Genomic DNA, 19,529 nt, shown 5'->3' on the forward strand with positions numbered 1-19,529 from the left:
GTGAGCATTCACGCATTGAATAAATATCGGAGTATGTGAATGAGCCTGTTGGCAACCCCTTTTGTAGATACCACCACGGATACAGTCCTTCATGTGGTCGCGCTGGTTGTTCTTTTTGGATCGGTTGGCGCAATCGCGTTTGGCTTCTGGAAAGTCCATGAATTGCCTGTCAGCAAAGCCCGTAAAAAGCAGCACCACCAAATGGGATTGATATCCGCCCTGACATGGATTGGTTTTATCTGGCATTGGGTGTGGGTGGTTGCCGTGATTCTCGCGTTTGTGGATGGAGAAAAAGCACTGAGAAAGATCCGGGACATCTGGCGTGAGCCGAGTACGCCAGTCAATGAAACCGAAATCACCACAAACACAGTTAGCGAGAAGGAGGAAAATCATGCTTGAAGGTTTGGCCGTATGGGCACTCTTTATTTACCTGCTTCGCCTCGTTGGCATGCCATGGAACGTTTATAGCAAGGCATTCGCATACATTGGCGGTGGTTCTTGGCTGATTTTTGTTTGGATTGGATTATTGAATTTCACGCCGATGGACCTAACTGGCGGTTCTGTGGTGCAGTCTCCGCATATTCAATTGCGCCCGGGTTCAAATCAAATTCGCGGCAATGTTGATCAGATTTACGTTAATCCAAACCAACGCGTTGAAGAGGGTCAGCTTGTTTACACGCTTGATGCCGAACCTTACGAAATCGCTCTTAATCGTGCTGCTGTTGCCGAGCATGCGGCAAACGTGGCACTCGAAGTGGCGATTCAAGATGTCTCTTTGAATGAACAACAATATGAGGCAACGAAAGCTGATCTCAATGTGCTGGAAAGCCAACTGACCGCAGCAATAGAAGATGCTAAATGGAAGACGAGCCAACTAAACCGCTACATCACACAAAACAAGCGTGCGCCTAATACCGTGACGGAATCTGTGATGGACGAGCAACGCAACAAGGTTCAACTGGCCAGCGCTCAAGTTGCCACGCTCGAGAAGCAAATACAAAAAGCGGAAATTGGTGTTGAGCAAGCGCGTCTGAACAAAGAAAAATCGGTGCTGGCAGTCGCCACTAAAGAAGCAGACTTGGAAAGTGCAAAAGAGAATACTGCGCAGGCTGAGTGGAACCTTGAACAAACCCGAGTGCGTGCGCCGGCAGATGGTTACGTGACTAACTTCATCATGCGCGAAGGTCAGTATGTAGGTATGGTTCCTCGCATCCATATGTACACCGATGAAAAATATGTGCTGATGCGAGTGAATCATCAAGCTATCCGCAATGTAAAAGTGGGGCAGTATGCTGAATTCGCGAGCCCGGTTTACCCAGGTAAGATCTTTAAAGCAGAAGTAGAGGGAATTGTTGAAGCAACAGGAGAATCTCAGGCCCGACTGATTGCCACTGACGACAATGTGCGCATGACTACAGGTTCAAATCTTGCCAACAAGCACCATTTTGTCAGGCTGAAACTGGAAGAACCGGAAGGCTATGACATTCCTGTCGGCGCAGTGGGACTGGCGTGGGTATCTGGTGAAAAGCCTATCGGGTTTATGAGCTTCCTTGATGTGATTCGCGGCATCATCATCCGAATGAAAGCTCAGCTTTACTTCATCTACTCGATTTAATCGACATTCATTTCCTAAAGGGCTCATTAAGAGCCCTTTTTCTTGTCTCTGTTACTGCATCTCATCACGATACTGCCCACGCTTAATAAGCTTTTCCTATGAGTGCCTGAATGTGAATCATCAAACGATAGAAAGTCACCAACCCAAGGGGTTGAGAGCCATTGCCATTTTGGAGGCAGGGAAGGGTTTGTTGGCCTTGATAGTTGGCTTGGCTTTACATGAATTGGGTGGTGCTGAAATCCAAGAACTATGCGAACAGATGCTGCGCCATTTGCGGCTTAATCCTGCTGGAGAAATTCCAAGTGTGATTCATAAAGCGTTGACAAGTGTTGATGACAGGAACCTGACCCTATTTGCATTGGGAACGGTGCTCTATGCCAGTGTCCGTTTTGTCGAAGCCTATGGATTGTGGCGAGCCTTTGGCTGGACAGAGTGGTTTGCTTTGGCAAGTGGGGCGATATATTTGCCTTTCGAAGTCTATGAAGTGATCACTACAGGCAAAACCATGGCATATCTAGCGTTGGGTATGAACCTGGTTGTGATTGGCTATATGGCAAAGGTTATTCAAAGGCGTTACCGGCAAAAGATGGGTACCTGAGAATGTATTTTGATGAATATTTGCACGAAAAATAATATTTGGGTGGTAAATTTATCTAAGTTGTTCATTTTTGCTTGTTAAATGAACAAAAAATTGGGTTTGTAACGTGATTTATCTAAATGTTTATTGACGTGTTGATTTGGGTCAATTTAATGAATTAACATGCGCTTTTTTCACGCTCACGTAAAAATAAGTACAAATATAATGACAACAGATACAAAGCCTTCAAAGTTCAAATCTTCTGCCATGATCGCTTACATGCTGCTGCTTAGTGGCCTGCTGACCTTTGGTGTTTTCAGCATCGCGGGTGCTGCATTTGCATACTTTAAGCGCAAAGAAGCGTTGGAAGCCGGGGAAGATATGTATGTCGACCATTTCCGCTGGATTATTCGCACCTTTTGGATTGCGGTGCCTCTGGCGTTGATGAATCTGCTGCTGATCCCATTGGGTATTGGTATGCTGACTGCGGGTGTCACTTACCTTTGGGTTTTCTACCGCGGTATGTATGGTGCAAAAGTGCTGACTGACTTAAAAAGCCCTTACAGCAACCGACAGGCACAGACGTCCTAAAATAAACAGATTTCCCCTCGAGAAAGCCGCTTTTTTAAGCGGCTTTTTTTATGTCGACGTATTTTGAGTTTCAGTGCTTTCGGCCGCTTTTTGCTTACTCAGTGTACGTTGCAATAGCTGACTGTAGAGCGGTTTTCCACCCATGGCTTGCGCTGTCATGGTTGCACCGAGAGACGTAATCAAAAGAGGGAGGATAAGCTCATAGTTATGGGTGAGCTCGATCACCAGAAGTATTCCGGTGATGGGTGCGCGAACGGTAGCAGCAAACAGTGCGCCCATGCCCGCGACAGCAAACATTCCAACAGTGATATCAAAGTCCGGAAATACCAACATACAAGCGGCACCAAAACAGGTACCAAAGAGCGTTCCCAACGCAAGCATGGGAGCAAAAACACCGCCAGGGGCGCCGGAACAAAAACAGGCGAGAGTGGTGACGGTTCGTGCTATGAATAGCAGTAGAAGCATCGAAAGCGTAAACGACCCGCCAACGGCATCTGTGATGAGATTTTCACCTGCGCCAGTTAATCGAGGCAGAAAAATGATCATCACACCAAACATGGCGCCGAGCGCTGCGCCAATGCCGATAAACCGTTTAGTTTCATGTCGGTGCAGACGCTCGAAACCGTCCATACTCCAAACCACCATCCGGTTGAACAGTACGCCAAAACCACCAAACATCAGCCCCAGAATTAGGAAAAGCCCCAAGGCTTCCAAAGGCACATCAGCATGCGCTGGTAAGGGGATCATCGCGCCTTGGCCTTGAAAATATCGATAGGTAATGGTCGCGACAATTGCGGCAATCATGACGGACTTAATCGAAATCAGGTTATAGCGAAACTGAGGGCGCATCTCTTCAACGACAAACATAATTCCTGCAAGTGGTGCGTTAAAGGCTGCAGCTAAACCTGCGGCAGCCCCTGAAGCTAGCAAGGTGTGGCGACTTTCATCATCATTGAGGCGGAATATATCAGTGATCATTCTGCCGACGCTGGAGCCCATTTGCACAGAAGGCCCTTCGCGCCCCAGAACCAGTCCTGCACCAATGGCGCCTATACCGCCAAAGAACTTCGCTGGAATTACCCGCCACCAACGAACGGGACGAAGCCCATCAAGTGCGCCCTCTATTTCAGGGATCCCAGAGCCGGCTGCTTCCGGGGCGATTTTCTTTACCAAGAGGAAGCCGAATGCAGAGAGCAAAGCGCTACTGAAGACAACAGTCACTATGGTCAGCAGCGACATTTCGCCATGGGCTTTTGACCATTCATTACGTTGCGTGATGACCCAATCAATGGCGATATCGAAGAAAGTACAGAGCAGCCCTGCTAATAGGCCAACGAATACCGCAAGGAAAAGAATAGGAAGCGAGCTTTGATGGCTGGCGAGAAATCGACGCATTACTCCTGATTGGGGGTTACGTGGTGTTGTAATTTCCTGCTCTCCTCCCGCTTGCTCGGCCATCGCTTGCTTCCTTCGTTCGAATACGTTTTCAGCATAGAGCAGTAAGGAAAAGGGTTATTATTCGGAAATGATACAGTCGCGATTATGCAATGAACCAATGGCTGTTGCTTTTTCTCCACGCTAGCACCGCATCAATAAACTCCCTTAACTTTTTGGGATAGAAACGCTGGTGTGTATAGACGAGGTTTAAATGATGCTGACTGGCAGACCAATTCGGTAAGACACGAACGAGACTGCCATCTGCCAGTGATTTCTCAACCAAGGCCAGAGGAATAGAGGCGATTCCTAAGCCTCCCATTGCCAGTGATATGAGCCCCTCATAACTTGAGCTGGCGTATTGCCCATGAACAGTGAGATGAACCCTTTGCCCGTCTTCAGAGTGCAATGACCAATCATTCCAAGATGCATCAAATGAGCTTTTAAGGCATGCCACGTTGAGAATGTCACTCAAAGTATTTATTGGGTGACGATTAACCAACGAAGGTGAGCAAACCAATACGTCTTTCAAAGCGCCAATATCTTTCGCAACTAGGTTGTCAGGTAGGGCTTTTTGAGATCTCAGCGCCACGTCGGACTCACCAAATTCAACATCTTTAATGTCCGTAGTGAAATCCAGTTCTAAGTGTATGTTGGGATTCTCTTTGGCAAAGGCGGGAAGGGCTGATTGGGCAATAAGAGGGCCTAGCGCATCTGGTGCAGTAAACCGAATGTAGCCATAACCGTCTTGAGTCAACATGTTGATACTTTGCGTCGCTTTCTGGGAGATCGTTTCGATTTGCTGTGCGGCGCTGAAAAGCTCTTTTCCAGGTTCTGTAAGTACGACGGAACGTGTTGTCCTGAAGAACAGCCTGCATGATAGCTCACTCTCCAAAGCACGAATGTGTCGTGAGACCAGTCCTTTGGATACACCCATTGAATCTGCCGCTTTTGAGAAGCTGCTTAGTTGAGCCACGGCCTTGAAGGTTTCTAGATGCGTTAAGTTCACATTGAATCCAAATAGTAAACAGTGTGTTCATTTTATACGGTTTTTCGCTATCGAGTTGCTTCATAAGATTTAATTCGTAAACAAAAGATCAACAGCCCCAAAAAGTCGCGAGTTTAAAATCTAAGAGGACATTGAGATGAATGCAGGCTATGTAAGCAAGAACTTGGAAGTGGCCAAAACTTATTTTCAGGCTGTGCAAACCGGAGATCTTGAAACTTTAGGAGCGCTGGTGGCGCCAAGTGTGGTTTGGTATCAGCCGGGTAACAATCGCTTTTCAGGAAAGCACGAAGGTGCGCAAGCAGTTTTTGGCATGATTGGCGGCATGATGGAAGTGTCACAAGGCTCTTTTAAAATTGAAACCTTTAACGTTGTTGGTGGCAATAAAAACAATGTCGCTGTGATCGTCGAGTTTTCGGCTGCACGTGGAGACCAATCAATGCGTATGGTCGGTGTCGATATGCTGACTATCGAGGATGGAAAGATTGTTGAAGCTTGGCTTTACTCAGCAGATCAGGTTTCAGAAGACACTTTCTGGGGAAACTAAGCAGAAGCCCAATGCTTCCGGAGTAAATCTAAAAGGGGCTCAAGCCCCTTTTCTAACCACATTTTCAGAATCTTCACCCAAGGAATCAATCTCTCTTTTCTTGCTCTGAGAAGGTAGCGCTCGTCACTAAAAACTGGCTAGGGTTAACTCAGTCCACTTCTTAACTTTTAGAGCCTTATGACTGAATCTGTTCCTGCTCTGGTGACGTACGCCGCGCTTGGCTGGGTTGCGCTGAATGCTATTTTCTTTGTATCCGAACGCTGGATGGTGTTCTCCGACATCATTTGGATTCTGCTCGCTGGATTACTTTATGGGTGGATCGCTTCCTCCTCCAATACTGGCCTACCAGAGTTGGTATTGAATCCGGAAATTGTCCTCTTTGTTTTTGTACCACTCCTTATCTTCGCTTCTACCAAGAAAATGTGCCTATTTCATTTCAGGCCGATTTTGCTGCCGGCGGTGCTGGCGGGCACGCTGGGCATTGTTATCAGTATGCTGGTGATCGGTGGCGCTCTTTATCTTCTGCTTGGCGTGGAATGGCTTCCGGCACTCTTGTTTGGCGTAATTATCTCAGCAACAGACCCGCTAGCAGTCAGTGCGCTGTTTAAAGGCAATGAAGCCGTGACGGAAAATCAGAAGTTGCTGATTGAGGGAGAGTCGATTCTGAATGACGGCTTCGTGGTGACAGTGGCAGGTATTCTCGCCTTATTGATATTTGGCGATGAAAACTTCGATGCTCTGCAAACAGGGTTCAGTTTTGTCACCCACATTTTTGGCGCACTGATATGTGGGGCTTTGCTGGGGAGGGTTGCAAGGTGGGTATTGACGCTAATGCATACATCGCATTATATCCTTACCACCAATATTACGCTGGCATTGGCCTATGGCAGCTTTGTGCTGGCCGAATTTCTTCACTTCTCGGGAATTTTGGCGGTATTCGCTGCGGCGTTGGCATACGGCTACAAGCCGGATCACGACAGCAAGAACCGTGAATCAGAAGAAAAAGTATGGGAATACCTGGATTATGCGGCTAATGCCTTGCTGTTTTTTCTGTTGGGCACCAGCTATTTCACACTGACATCAGATTCCACATTGCCTGTTTTTTACACCGTACTCGCTCTCATTCTATTGTTCGCTGCGCGGTTTATTGCTTTAGGTACTTTAAAACCAGTCATGCGTGTAGAACATAAAGTACTGTCCACGGATGAGTTCTGGCTGTTGAATTTCTCCGGTGCGAGGGGAGCCGTATCGGTCGCTTTGATTCTGTTGCTGCCTTCCACTTTTGAATATCAATCCTTGTTCCTTAGCATGGCATTTTTAATGATTTTGGTTTCGCTGATCGTTTACCCGCTAATCACGGTCAAAATCATCAAACGCATGACCCAGTGACCCATCTTAAAATTGTTTAAGCAGACACCTCAGCATGGAATGACGCTCTCAATGTGAGAGCATCATGGGGCGGTTAAGTGCCTCAAAAATGTTTAGTGTGCTAAATATTGTTCAATCAGTTCTTTCGTCATTCCGCCATCAATCATCTGTATATCACTGAATATAAAGTGTTAAATTCTTTGGGTTGTTCATTTCTCGCCTTTACACATCAAATATTGTTTTGACAACAAATGTTTAATTTGTAAGTCTATTTTTAATTGAACGTTCAATCAAAAAACATCTACGCTACATTTTTAACCTAAATGTGATGGTGTTTAGGGAGATTGGATGCAAGAAAAAAGGAGAGCGAAATGCCAAAAGTAGGGATGCCAGCAATTCGCCGCCCGCAGCTCGTTGCTGCCACCATGGCGGTGATAGATGAAGTAGGTTTAGCAGGGGCTAGCGTTTCACTGATCAGCCGCAAAGCGGGTGTGTCGGCAGGCATCATCAACCATTACTTTGGCGGCAAAAACGGATTACTCGAAGAAACGATGCGTTCCGTTTTGCGAGAGCTTTCTCAAGGCGTGCAGGTGCGTCTCAATGGTACATCGCCAAATGATGCATATGGCCGGATTCTGGCGATTGTTGAAGGCAACTTTGGTCCGAATCAGGTGAATACAGCGGTCACCAAAACCTGGCTGGCGTTCTGGTCGCACGCAATGCATGAACCTGTGCTTTTTAGATTGCAGCGTGTCAATGAAAAACGCCTCTTATCCCACCTTCGCATTGAATTGAAAAAGCTGATGTCTACTGAGCGCGCTAACTTCGTTGCCCAAGGTATTGCAGCATTGATCGACGGAATATGGCTTCGTGGTGCGCTTGCGCCGGAAGGTATTGATCCGCGTGCAGCAATGGCGACAGTCGAAGATTATCTCAAGCTTCAGCTGAAAGATGTTGAATCCGTATCAAAAGGCAAAAACTAAATGGATATTAAACAGTTATACATTCACGGACAGTATGTAAATGCGACTTCCGGCGAAACCTTTACCACATTAAATCCTGCTACCGGTGCAGCGCTTGCTGAAGTACAACAAGCAAGCCAAACGGACGTCGATATCGCTGTGACTTCCGCATGGGAAGGCTTCAAGGTTTGGTCTTCAATGAGTGCTGCAGAGCGTCGCGGCATTCTGAACAAAGCGGTAGCAATCCTGCGTGAACGCAATGACGAACTGGCTGCACTGGAAGTGTTGGATACCGGTAAGCCAATGCAGGAAGCGCAGTATGTTGATGTGGTCACTGGCGCGGATGTTATCGAATACTACGCGGGTCTTGCTGTGGCTATTCAGGGCGAACAGCAAAGCTTGAGCGAAAATCAATTCTTCTACACGCGCAAAGAACCTCTCGGCGTGTGTGCAGGCATTGGTGCCTGGAACTATCCGATCCAAATCGCGATGTGGAAGGCGGGCCCTGCTCTTGCGGCAGGTAATGCCATGGTGTTTAAGCCTTCGGAAGAAACACCGCTAACGGCGCTGAAACTGGCAGAAATCTTTACCGAAGCAGGTATGCCAGATGGCGTATTCAACGTGGTTCAAGGCGACTACCGCGTGGGTCAAATGCTGTCGCGCCATGAAAATATAGTGAAAGTGTCTTTCACCGGTGAGTGCGGTACGGGCAAAAAGGTCATGGCTGATGCCGCGGGTACGCTAAAGCCTGTCACCATGGAGCTGGGTGGTAAATCGCCACTGATCGTTTTCGACGATGCTGATATTGATAACGCAGTATCTGGCGCGATGATTGCAAATTTCTACACCCAAGGTGAGGTGTGTACACACGGTACCCGCGTTTTTGTCCATGACGATATCTATGACACTTTCCTTGAGAAACTGAAAGCTCGCACGGAACAACTGGTGGTGGGTGACCCTACCGACCCAGAAACCCAAATCGGCGCGCTGATTTCCAAAGACCACCTATCCAAAGTGCTCGGCTTTATCGAAAAGGGTAAAGCAAGTGGCGCGACCTTGTTGTGTGGTGGATACCAAGTGACAGAAGGTGAACTGGCGAAAGGAAACTTCGTTGCACCTACCGTGTTTGCGAACTGCACCGATGACATGTCACATGTTCAAAATGAAATCTTCGGCCCTGTGATGTCTGTTCTGCGGTTCAGCGACGAACAGGAAGTCATTTCCCGAGCGAATGACACCTCTTATGGCCTTGCAGCAGGCGTATTCACCACCAATTTCTCCCGCGCACACCGCGTGATTGCCAAGCTTCAGGCGGGCATTTGTTGGATAAACAACTGGGGCGCATCCCCGGCGGAAATGCCGGTTGGCGGTTACAAGCAATCCGGTATTGGTCGTGAGAACGGTATCCAGACCCTAAGCAGCTACACCCAAACCAAGAGTGTTTACGTCGAATTGGGCGATGTAGACAGTCCTTACGCATAAGAGATCGGGGCTGGGATGTCGAACAAAGAATTTGATTACATCATTGTTGGTGCTGGATCGGCGGGGTGTGTACTGGCAGATCGCCTGAGTGCGTCAGGTGAGCATCAGGTGCTGATCCTTGAAGCGGGTGGCACTGACAGAAGCATTTTCATTCAGATGCCGACAGCACTGTCGTATCCAATGAACACAGAAAAGTATGCATGGCAGTTTGAAACGGAAGTGGAAGAAGGACTGGATGGCAGGAAGCTGCATTGTCCTCGCGGCAAGGTTTTAGGTGGAAGTTCATCTATCAATGGCATGGTTTACGTTCGAGGTCACGCCTGTGATTTTGACGAATGGGAAGCCAATGGTGCAGCTGGCTGGAACTATCAAAACTGTCTGCCGTATTTCAAGCGTGCGGAAACCTGGATTGGCGGCGAAGACGAATACCGCGGCGGCAACGGCCCTGTCGGCACCTGCAACGGTAACGATATGGCGCTTAACCCGCTGTATCGCGCGTTTATTGATGCGGGTGAGCAGGCTGGCTATCCGGTCACAGAAGACTACAACGGTTATCAGCAGGAAGGTTTTGGACCCATGCACATGACCGTGGATGGTGGTGTGCGTGCCTCTACGTCAAATGCCTATCTTCGCCGTGCGTTAAAGCGTGACAACCTGACACTGATTAAGGGCGTCACGGTCAAAAAAATCCTGATAGAGAACAAAGCCGCAACAGGTATTGCCTATGAAAAAGGCGGTCAGTCGTTCGAGGTGAAAGCGCGTAAAGAAGTGATCAGTGCTGCTGGCTCTGTCGGTTCTCCGCAACTGTTGCAGGTATCTGGTGTGGGCCCGAAATCCGTGCTGGAAAATGCAAATGTGGAAGTAAAACATGATCTGCCAGGTGTGGGTGCAAACCTGCAGGATCATCTGGAAGTTTATTTCCAATACTTCTGCAAACAACCCATCACTTTGAACGGCAAGCTGGGACTTATCAGTAAAGGTTTGATCGGTACTCGCTGGATTTTGTTCAAAGATGGTCTCGGAGCGACCAATCACTTTGAATCCTGTGCATTTATCCGAAGCCGCGCGGGTATTAAATGGCCAAACATTCAATATCACTTCTTGCCGGCAGCAATCCGTTATGACGGAAAGTCTGCGGTGGAGGGGCATGGGTTCCAGGTTCATGTTGGGCCAAACAAACCGGAAAGCCGTGGCCATGTGCACATTAAAAGTGCCGACACCAATGACAAACCGGAAATCATCTTCAACTACATCAGCACCGAACAGGACAAACAGGACTGGCGCGACTGCATTCGCTTAACCCGCGAGATTCTGGCGCAGGAAGCGATGTCGCCTTATCGCGATGGCGAAATCCAACCGGGTATGAAAGTTGAATCCGACGAAGAAATTGATGCATGGGTGAAGGCGAATGTGGAAAGCGCTTATCACCCATCGTGCACCTGCAAAATGGGGGCGGACAGCGATGACATGGCCGTGCTCGATAACGAACTTCGGGTTCGCGGTATTGCCAACCTCCGTGTAGTGGATTCATCTGTGTTCCCAACGATCCCGAACGGCAACCTGAATGGCCCAACCATTATGGTCGCCGAGCGTGCTGCAGACATGATTTTGGGGCAGCCCATGGAGGCGCCGACGGATGTGTCGGTGTGGATTGACCCAAACTGGGAAACCCAGCAACGCCTGAATCCTATGCAGTAAGCGAGCTATGCAGTATGCGAGGTTAAGGCGACAAGCAACATCAGCAACACCCAAGTAAAAACGGAAGGGCGCAGCAAGTCGTTGCGCCCTCAGCCAAAAAGAAAGGAAGAGGAAGTAACCATGGATAATAAACAGACCAAGCGACTGGCAGGTTTGAGCATCACTCTGGCGGCAGGTCTTACTGCCATGCCAGCAATGGCAAACCAGTGTGAAACAGTCCGCTTCTCTGATGTGGGCTGGACGGATATTACCGCGACGACGGCTGCGACCACGCTTGTACTGCAAGGTATGGGATACAACACTGACATCCAACTGTTGTCTGTCCCTGTTACCTATACCTCGCTGGCAAATGGCGACATCGATGTATTCCTCGGTAACTGGATGCCGACCATGGAAGGTGACATCGCGAAATACCGCGAGGCGGGCACCGTAGAAACCATCGGCATGAATCTGGAAGGTGCTAAATACACCCTAGCCGTACCAAAGTATGCTTTTGAAGGTGGCGTAAAGAGCTTTGCTGATATCGAAAAGTTTGAAGACAACTTCAAAGGCCGTATCTACGGTATCGAACCAGGTAACGACGGTAACCGTCTGATTCAGGACATGATTGATGCCAACGCTTTCGGACTGAAAGAGTTTGAATTGGTTGAATCAAGCGAAGCGGGCATGTTGTCTCAGGTTAAACGTGCCGTGCGACGTGACCAGTGGATTGTGTTCCTGGGCTGGGCGCCACACCCAATGAACAGCAACTTTGAGCTGGAATATCTGGACGGTGGTGATGATTACTTCGGCCCTAATTATGGCGGCGCGAATGTTTACACCAACGTACGTCAGAACTACACAACGGAATGTCCGAATGTCGGCAAACTGCTGACCAACCTGAAGTTCACCCTGCCAATGGAAAACGAAATCATGAACGGCATTCTGAACGACGGTGAGAAACCGGAAGTGGCCGCGAAGGAATGGCTGCAAAGCAATCCTGACGTGCTGACTGCATGGTTGGACGGCGTGAAAACACAAGACGGCAAAGATGCACTGCCCGCTGTGAAGGCTCACCTCAATATCCAGTAAACCCAACTGCATTTCGCAAGCAGTAAACGCGAAAGCAGGTGCTGGGCTGGTCATCAGCCCAGCACATCAATATGGATTTTGGAGTACACATGAACTGGATTACAGATAATAAAATTCCACTCGGCGACTACATGGAAACCGTTGTCGATTGGCTAACCTACAATGCAGCGGGCTTTTTCGACGCGCTTTCACTTTCGCTTGAATGGCTGATTCTTTCCCTCGTCGATGTGATGCAATGGTTCCCACCTTATGTGCCTATTGCGTTGACTGCGGGCATTGCCTGGTTTCTTCACCGACGCGTTTCGCTGGTGATTTTTGTTGTTGCAGCGCTTCTGCTGATTTTGAATCTGGGCTACTGGACGGAGATGATTGAAACCTTCGTACTGGTGCTCACCGCGACCATGTTGTCGGTATTACTGGGCGTGCCGCTGGGTATTCTCGCCGCACATCGACCTTGGCTGTATACCTTTATGCGTCCGGTTCTGGACTTGATGCAGACCATACCAACGTTCGTTTACCTGATCCCTACACTGGTTCTGTTTGGACTGGGTGTCGTGCCGGGTCTGATTTCCACGATTATCTTTGCCATTGCTGCACCTATCCGCCTGACTTATCTCGGTATCCGCAGTGTGCCAGAAGAGTTGATAGAAGCGGGTAAAGCGTTTGGCGCTACACCAAGCAAACTGCTGTTCAAAGTTGAACTCCCTGCCGCCATGCCAAACATTATGGCAGGCATTACCCAGTGCATCATGTTGTCACTTTCAATGGTGGTCATCGCTGCGCTGGTAGGTGCGGACGGTTTGGGTAAACCTGTTATCCGCGCTCTCAATACAGTGAACATCTCACAAGGCTTTGAGGCAGGACTCGCGATTGTATTAGTCGCTATTATTCTCGACCGTCTCTGCAAAGCGCCGGCTTCACAAGGTAAAGAGGGTTAATCATGAAAGCAGTATCGATTGAAAACCTCGACGTGATTTTTGGTCATGGGCTTGAGCGCAGCATCTCCATGCTGGACGAAGGTAAAACCCGTCAGGAAATTCAGGAAGAGACCGGCAACGTGGTTGGTGTCAGCAACGCCACCATTTCTGTCGAACAAGGCGAAATCTGTGTGTTGATGGGGCTGTCCGGCTCGGGTAAATCCAGTTTGCTGCGTGCTGTGAACGGCTTAAATCCAGTGACCCGCGGCTCTCTGAAAGTACGAGATGGCGAAGAGATGGTGGAGCTTAACGGCATTGATGCAAACAAGCTTCGTGATCTCCGCTCACACCGCGTTTCCATGGTGTTCCAAAAGTTCGCACTGATGCCTTGGCTCAGCGTGGTAGACAACGTTGCTTTTGGCCTGGAAATGCAAGGCATGGGTAAAGCAGAGCGCCGCAAACGCGCCATGGAAAAGCTGGACATGGTCGGCTTGAGTGAGTGGCATGATAAGCTTCCGCACGAGCTGTCGGGTGGCATGCAGCAGCGCGTAGGCTTGGCGCGTGCTTTCTGTATGGACAGCGACATTCTATTGATGGATGAGCCTTTCTCAGCTCTCGACCCCTTGATCCGAAACCAGCTTCAAGATGAGTTATTGGAGCTTCAACGTAAACTCAACAAGACGATTCTGTTTGTGAGTCATGATTTGGATGAAGCCCTGAAAATCGGCAATAACATTGCCATTATGGAATCAGGCAAAATCATCCAACACGGAAAACCGGAAGACATTGTGCTGCGCCCAGAAACCCAGTATGTCGAAGATTTCGTTGCGCATACTAACCCATTGAATGTGCTTCGTGGTCGTTCCCTGATGACGGCTTTAGGCGACCTTGAAAAAGTCGGCGCGGCTTTGGTTCTGAACAAGCATGAAGGCACCAAGCTAATTGTTGATGACAAAGGTGAATTGCAAGGTGCGATGCGTGGGACTGAATCGTTGGGGATTGCCCATTGGCAGGAAAGCTCAGCCATCGCATCTTTGTCAAAAGACACCATCGTTATGGCAAATGCTGATATATCGATGCGCAATGCGTTGGAAATTCGCTATCAAACAGGTTTACCCCTGTTATTAACGGAGAATGACCAAGTTATTGGTGTGTTATCTGATAACGACTTTTATCATGCGCTGCTAGGAAAGCATTTTTCCAATGCGGCATGATTAATAAATCGAATTGTAAAAAACGGTCAGGCAATGTCTGGCCGTTTTTTGTTTTACGCTTGGATAATATAAATTAATTCCTATCTAAGTTTTGTGGTTATTAAAAAGAAGATGTCTTGTAAAATTAAGCTTGGCTAAATAATGGATGTCTTAAAATAATACAAATCCCATACCTGTGTTGTACTCAATTACTAGTACGAAACTATCAATTAATTCTAAAAGCATCTTCATTCGGCACTTTTTTCCCTTTTATGGATTACATTTTTTTTGCCTTGAATTTTTGAGGCAAAATCCAAGTTACATTTTAATAATATTAGGAAATTATGATGAAGATTAGGAAGATAGGGGGTCTGCTCTGTGCAGCGGTACTCTCGGTTTCATCTTTTCAAACTCAGGCAGTGGGCCTCTACGCGGGGCAGGTACTTAACAAATCACATCGTGCTAACACACACAACGTGGTGAAAAACTTCGTGGAAACACGTAAGGGTTTTGGTTATGTGGAGTTTACCGGGGGGAAAGTGATTGGTAATACCGACAATGAGTTCAAAGTGACAGTGGGTCCCCACAACACTACTTTGGGTTCTGTGCTTGGCGGTGTTGACTTGAACTTTAATCCTGAAGAACTGAATTGCGTGCGTGGTTTGCATCTTTCACTCAGCGTGGGCAGTGACGTTCCGTTATCACTGAGCCCAACATGTGATGCGCTGTTGCGTGCTGATATCAATCGCACAATCAGTCACACAGTGGCAGAAGCAGAAGTGCCTATTCCCGAGGTGCCTATCGATCCAGCAGGCGTGTTTCGCCTCGGAGTGAAAGTCGGCGCGGCGTTAAAAGTTGGGGCTGATTTTGCAGCAGGTCTTGAGGTTGGTGGTTTCGATAAGCCTAACAAACCCATCGAAATCAATGGCCAGCGTCGTCCAGACTTTGTGTATGCCAGTGTTCGTCCCTTTATTTCTGGAGATGCGACGGCGAAAGGCTATGCCAGCTTAAATCTCTTATTTAAAACCGTTGAAAAAGGCGTAAAGGGCTCGCTGACTTTAATTAATGCGGGAACGAAGGCTTACGCTGAAGCTGGTATTTCCTACGAACCGGATTGTGAGTGTGATCAAACAAAAGATTACCAGTACTATACCAAGCTGAAATGGGATGCAAGTGCAAAAGGTGGTAACGGTAAAATTGGTTTGTACTGCGACGTTAAACTATTTGGCCTTGCGCGGATATTTTATGCAGAAACTGACTTAATTAGTTGGTCGCCGATTTACGAATTTGAACATACGATTTATGAAAAAACGGCTTACTTCTAATTAATAATATTTATGATCTTTTAATAAATAATATTTATGGGGGCGCATTAGTGCCTCCTATTTCTTCAATGGATAAGTCATGAACAGGAATATTATTCTTATTTCTCTAATTGCCTGCTCTGCGCTGGCAGCATCTTTCGTATGGTTTGATACCGAGCCAGAAGTACAGACAACCAATATTACATTTTCTAACAACACCAATGGTGACACTGTCACACAATCTACTGAAAATATGAAGCTAAACGACAGCGAAGCCGACTCCATCCCGCAAGATGGGGAAGAAATACCTTCTGTCAGGGCATATAAGGCAATAGTGAACTCAAAGCTTTCAACCTCTCAAACGCTATTAGCAGATTTTACCAATGCTTTGAGTTTTGAGCTTGATATGGAGGGTGGGGCCCCAAGCAAAGGCGTTGTATTTGATGTGAAGTTTGAATCAGAGGATCCGAACACCCAAATTCCGCCGTACCTTGGTTTTACTTTCAAGTATGATGATGGCGCTTTCAGCGACGTGTCGATGCTGGGGTTAGAGCCCATGCATCCACTAAATTTGATAACGGCATTACTTCAGCAGTTTTCTTACTACGAAGGCATTCAGAGTCTGCAACTACCGGACGGCACCCACACTTACCTCTACGAGATCCACGGCAATGCGGTCAGCAGACAGAAAGCGGCTGAAATTGGCAGCTCAGCCAGTTATCAAACCCTGGAAGACAGTGACTTTTGGCAACTGAAGACCGATCGTTTTTTCTTTCCTGAACGGCTAAAACTCAGCACGCGAAAAACCATCGTCATGGATGGTTCCGAACTTCAACTGGATCAGCAAATTATCATCAAACCCATCACGTCCAAAGGCAACTTATTCACGTTGGCAAACTATAGTGCTGGAGCAAACAGTCATTACAAAGTCGCCCTCACAGACACTACGCCAGAACTAGAAGTGACCGACGAAAACTTTATGGAAACGCTGGTGGTATTTGATGCTAATCCAACGTTAGATACTGCTCAGGCTCTTGGGATTTATCTGGTTAGCCAAGGTTGGGGTTTTGTCCGTGACCTTCTCGTATCGGACGATATCACTGACAGTATGCGTTCGAGTCTGATCTTCGCACTTGAACGTTCCGGTGAACAAGAAGGCGAATACCTACTGTCTTCCATTATTGAAGACAACTCCTTGGGAGAGACAGATCGTCTTCGGGCAATTATGTCTATCTCCAAAATGGGCGAGGTGAACAGTCAGGTTGCGCTCAGTACCCTTCAGGATATGCTCACTCATTCCAACAGCCTGTTAGCACAGACAGCGATGCTGAATATCGGCATTTTGGGTAAGCAAAATCCACGTATGACCAACGAAGTCACTGGCTTTCTTGCTAACAAGCTTTCGTCGAGTAGGGCGGGTTACAGTGAACTCGTTGCCATCGCGAATCTAGGCAACGCAGAGCTAGATAGCCGCGTGGTGCCATATTTGGAAAGTGAGTATGCAGATGAGAGGCAAGTAGCGGCGAAAATGCTCAGCCGAAACCCGGAAATGCAGTCCCATCTTCTTAATAAAATGTTGAATGATGACCACCCTGGTGTGGTGAAAGCGATCAGTTCAGGCATTGAAACCAATAGTCAGAATCTGCAGCTTTCAGAGAGCTATCAGGCGCAGTTGCGAAACAGGATTGGTGCGTCAGATATTTTAACTCCTACCCGCGATTTACTGTTCGCCTTTCTCGCTAACAATGCTCAGCCATCAGAACTAAACAAATCGATTGCCCGAAAGATTCTGGAAACGCCAGATGTATCTGAGTCTACGCTGGCATTGGCACAAGATCTGATAAACCGTTAAACCTCATTTTATCGACCAAACGCCGGCATTTGGTGTCGGCGTTTTCTATTTTTGCATAACAATTCTTATTGACCTGTCTATAGCTTTATAGTTTAAGGTGGCGACATTGGTGGGCATAGGAGGCAAGCATGTACCGTATTTCCGAGCTGGCGGATTTAGTCGGATTATCCCGCACGGCGCTGCTTTATTACGAAAAGCAGGGACTGATTCAGGGTAAACGTTTGGAAAACAGTTACCGCGTTTACAGTGACAAAGATGTTCAACGCGTTCGTTTGATCCAGAAGCTTCAGGCTGGAGGCTTAACGCTCAAGGAATGTAAAGCTTGTCTGAATGCCAAGGTCGACCGTGAGCTTCTGCAGAGTCGCCTAAAACAGTTGGATGAAGAAATTGCACATAAACAGCAATCACGACAATTGTTAGCAGCACTGCTGGGTGAAGGGGATTTAAAAGCTTGGCATGAGTCTGTCGACAAAATAGCGCCAGACGCGCATCTCGAGTGGTTAATAAAGCAGGGCTTCAGTGAAAAAGAGGCGCTGCACTTGAAATGGTTATCAAAAGACATGAATGAACATGACCGCTACATGGCTGACTTTATGCGTGTTTTCGAAACACTGGATCGCTGGGGGCCAGGTTCGGAAGAGGAAACACTTCGTGCACTCAGCAGTGTGAAGTCCTCGCCAAAGACATTGCTTGAAATTGGCTGTGGCAAAGGCATTGCGACGACTGTGTTGGCAAAACATACCGACGCAGCGATTACCGCGCTGGACAATGAGCCTTCTGCGCTCAGCCGCTTGAATGAGCGTGCAGCAGAGCTTGGCTTTTCAGATCGCATTACGACCGTGAACGCCAGCATGACCGAGTTGCCTTTTGAACCTGAGAGTTTTGACCTGATTTGGGCAGAAGGCTGTGCCTACATTATGGGAGTCGAAAACGCACTGAAAGCATGGCGTCCATCACTTAAGCAAGAGGGGGTGCTGGTGTTAAGTGATTTGGTCTGGCTGACCGACACGCCAAGTGACGAAACCAAAACATTCTGGCTACAGGAATACCCAGATATCGGCACCATTGCCAAGCGTGAAGCCCAAGCAAAATCAGCGGGCTACGAAGTGTTAGGGAGTTTTACCCTTGCACCAGAAGCTTGGGAAAACTACTTCAAACCTTTGGAAGCAAGAGTAAATGAGCTGAAAGCAGACATGCCGGAATCTGCGGCACTGAAAGATATTCAGACTGAACTGGATGTTTATAACCGCTATTTAAACGAATTTAGTTATCAGGTCTTTGTACTGAAGAAGAAAGGCCGCTAAGGAAGATCAAACATGAATTACACCACTTACCAGAAGAACGACGTCGAAGCGATTATCGAATTGTTTCAAACGACCTTTGCCAACTCTGAAGGTGAAGAAGCAGGAAAAGTGCTTGGCGTATTTGCTCGAGCGATGATGGAAACCACGCCTGAGCAAGACTTACAGGTATTCATTGCCAAAGACGAAGAAAAAATTGTTGGTGGGGTGATGTTCTCCACGCTCACTTTGGAAGGCGACAAAACTGCCAAGTTGCTTTCACCAATGGCGGTGAGTACAGAAGTGCAGGGTAAAGGTATTGGTCAGGGGATGATTAACCATGCTTTGGATATTCTTAAATCCCAAGGCGTCGATATCGCCGTGACTTATGGCGATCCTAACTTCTACAGTAAGGTGGGATTTGCACAAATCAGCGAAGACGTTATTAAAGCGCCATTGCCGTTGAGTTTCCCGGAAGGTTGGTTGGGACAGTCGCTAAATGGCGAAGCTTTAGAGGCCATTTCAGGTGAATCAGGCTGTGTACCTGCACTGAACAATCCCGAACTTTGGTAACCGTTAAAAAGCGCCTTTGGGCGCTTTTTAACCTATTGTTTTACAAATAGTATGTGAAT

The 19,529-nt window shown here is 47.7% G+C and carries 18 protein-coding genes; 16 read left to right on the plus strand and 2 right to left on the minus strand.

Features of this window, described 5'->3' with window-relative positions:
- The first annotated feature begins 39 nt into the window (after nucleotides 1-39).
- The 4 genes from RN22_RS12490 (at nucleotide 40) to RN22_RS24500 (ending at nucleotide 2,783) form a co-directional block, all read left to right on the plus strand.
- Complete coding sequence (locus RN22_RS12490) at nucleotides 40-399, plus strand: MFS transporter (protein WP_046304695.1); 360 nt, start codon at nucleotides 40-42, stop codon at nucleotides 397-399.
- A complete protein-coding gene (locus RN22_RS12495) occupies nucleotides 392-1,615 on the plus strand; it encodes an HlyD family secretion protein (protein ID WP_046304697.1) in 1,224 nt (407 codons plus the stop codon). Before RN22_RS12490 ends, RN22_RS12495 begins: the two co-directional genes overlap by 8 nt.
- Before the next feature lie 112 nt (nucleotides 1,616-1,727).
- Nucleotides 1,728-2,213 (plus strand): DUF2127 domain-containing protein, encoded by a 486-nt coding sequence (locus RN22_RS12500; protein ID WP_231590892.1) that lies wholly within the window; start codon nucleotides 1,728-1,730, stop codon nucleotides 2,211-2,213.
- A 204-nt stretch (nucleotides 2,214-2,417) separates the two neighbouring features.
- Nucleotides 2,418-2,783 (plus strand): hypothetical protein, encoded by a 366-nt coding sequence (locus tag RN22_RS24500; protein ID WP_052737534.1) that lies wholly within the window; start codon nucleotides 2,418-2,420, stop codon nucleotides 2,781-2,783.
- A gap of 48 nt (nucleotides 2,784-2,831) precedes the next feature.
- Here the strand turns inward: RN22_RS24500 and clcA are convergent, their stop codons facing one another.
- Together clcA and RN22_RS12515 are read right to left on the minus strand one after the other, a co-directional pair.
- Nucleotides 2,832-4,241, minus strand: coding sequence for a H(+)/Cl(-) exchange transporter ClcA (clcA, locus tag RN22_RS12510; RefSeq protein WP_046304699.1), 1,410 nt, complete (start codon nucleotides 4,239-4,241; stop codon nucleotides 2,832-2,834).
- 82 nt (nucleotides 4,242-4,323) lie between these two features.
- Nucleotides 4,324-5,226, minus strand: a complete 903-nt coding sequence (locus tag RN22_RS12515; RefSeq protein ID WP_046304701.1) for a LysR family transcriptional regulator — start codon at nucleotides 5,224-5,226, stop codon at nucleotides 4,324-4,326.
- A gap of 136 nt (nucleotides 5,227-5,362) precedes the next feature.
- Here RN22_RS12515 and RN22_RS12520 point away from each other — a divergent pair, with 136 nt between their 5' ends.
- From RN22_RS12520 to RN22_RS12575, 12 genes are all read left to right on the plus strand, one after another.
- A complete protein-coding gene (locus RN22_RS12520) occupies nucleotides 5,363-5,770 on the plus strand; it encodes a nuclear transport factor 2 family protein (RefSeq protein ID WP_046304703.1) in 408 nt (135 codons plus the stop codon).
- 177 nt (nucleotides 5,771-5,947) lie between these two features.
- Complete coding sequence (locus RN22_RS12525; protein WP_046304705.1) at nucleotides 5,948-7,159, plus strand: sodium:proton antiporter; 1,212 nt, start codon at nucleotides 5,948-5,950, stop codon at nucleotides 7,157-7,159.
- 350 nt (nucleotides 7,160-7,509) lie between these two features.
- Nucleotides 7,510-8,121, plus strand: a complete 612-nt coding sequence (gene betI, locus RN22_RS12530; protein WP_002538024.1) for a transcriptional regulator BetI — start codon at nucleotides 7,510-7,512, stop codon at nucleotides 8,119-8,121.
- Entirely contained in the window at nucleotides 8,122-9,582 is a 1,461-nt protein-coding gene (gene betB / locus RN22_RS12535; RefSeq protein ID WP_046304708.1) for a betaine-aldehyde dehydrogenase, read from the plus strand. It begins immediately after the preceding gene.
- 15 nt (nucleotides 9,583-9,597) lie between these two features.
- Nucleotides 9,598-11,280, plus strand: coding sequence for a choline dehydrogenase (gene betA / locus RN22_RS12540; protein WP_046304710.1), 1,683 nt, complete (start codon nucleotides 9,598-9,600; stop codon nucleotides 11,278-11,280).
- Nucleotides 11,281-11,400: 120 nt separating this feature from the next.
- Nucleotides 11,401-12,351, plus strand: a complete 951-nt coding sequence (locus RN22_RS12545; RefSeq protein ID WP_046304712.1) for a choline ABC transporter substrate-binding protein — start codon at nucleotides 11,401-11,403, stop codon at nucleotides 12,349-12,351.
- An 89-nt stretch (nucleotides 12,352-12,440) separates the two neighbouring features.
- Complete coding sequence (gene choW, locus RN22_RS12550) at nucleotides 12,441-13,289, plus strand: choline ABC transporter permease subunit (RefSeq protein ID WP_046304714.1); 849 nt, start codon at nucleotides 12,441-12,443, stop codon at nucleotides 13,287-13,289.
- 2 nt (nucleotides 13,290-13,291) lie between these two features.
- A complete protein-coding gene (gene choV / locus RN22_RS12555; RefSeq protein WP_046304716.1) occupies nucleotides 13,292-14,482 on the plus strand; it encodes a choline ABC transporter ATP-binding protein in 1,191 nt (396 codons plus the stop codon).
- Nucleotides 14,483-14,808: 326 nt separating this feature from the next.
- Complete coding sequence (locus tag RN22_RS12560; protein ID WP_039849850.1) at nucleotides 14,809-15,786, plus strand: hypothetical protein; 978 nt, start codon at nucleotides 14,809-14,811, stop codon at nucleotides 15,784-15,786.
- Between the two features lie 79 nt (nucleotides 15,787-15,865).
- Nucleotides 15,866-17,617 (plus strand): HEAT repeat domain-containing protein, encoded by a 1,752-nt coding sequence (locus tag RN22_RS12565; protein WP_046304718.1) that lies wholly within the window; start codon nucleotides 15,866-15,868, stop codon nucleotides 17,615-17,617.
- Between the two features lie 128 nt (nucleotides 17,618-17,745).
- A complete protein-coding gene (locus tag RN22_RS12570; protein ID WP_046304720.1) occupies nucleotides 17,746-18,921 on the plus strand; it encodes a MerR family transcriptional regulator in 1,176 nt (391 codons plus the stop codon).
- Nucleotides 18,922-18,933: 12 nt separating this feature from the next.
- Nucleotides 18,934-19,470 (plus strand): GNAT family N-acetyltransferase, encoded by a 537-nt coding sequence (locus RN22_RS12575; RefSeq protein ID WP_046304722.1) that lies wholly within the window; start codon nucleotides 18,934-18,936, stop codon nucleotides 19,468-19,470.
- Nucleotides 19,471-19,529: the final 59 nt, after the last annotated feature.

The sequence above is a fragment of the Grimontia sp. AD028 genome (assembly GCF_000973155.1).
Taxonomy (GTDB): domain Bacteria; phylum Pseudomonadota; class Gammaproteobacteria; order Enterobacterales; family Vibrionaceae; genus Enterovibrio; species Enterovibrio indicus.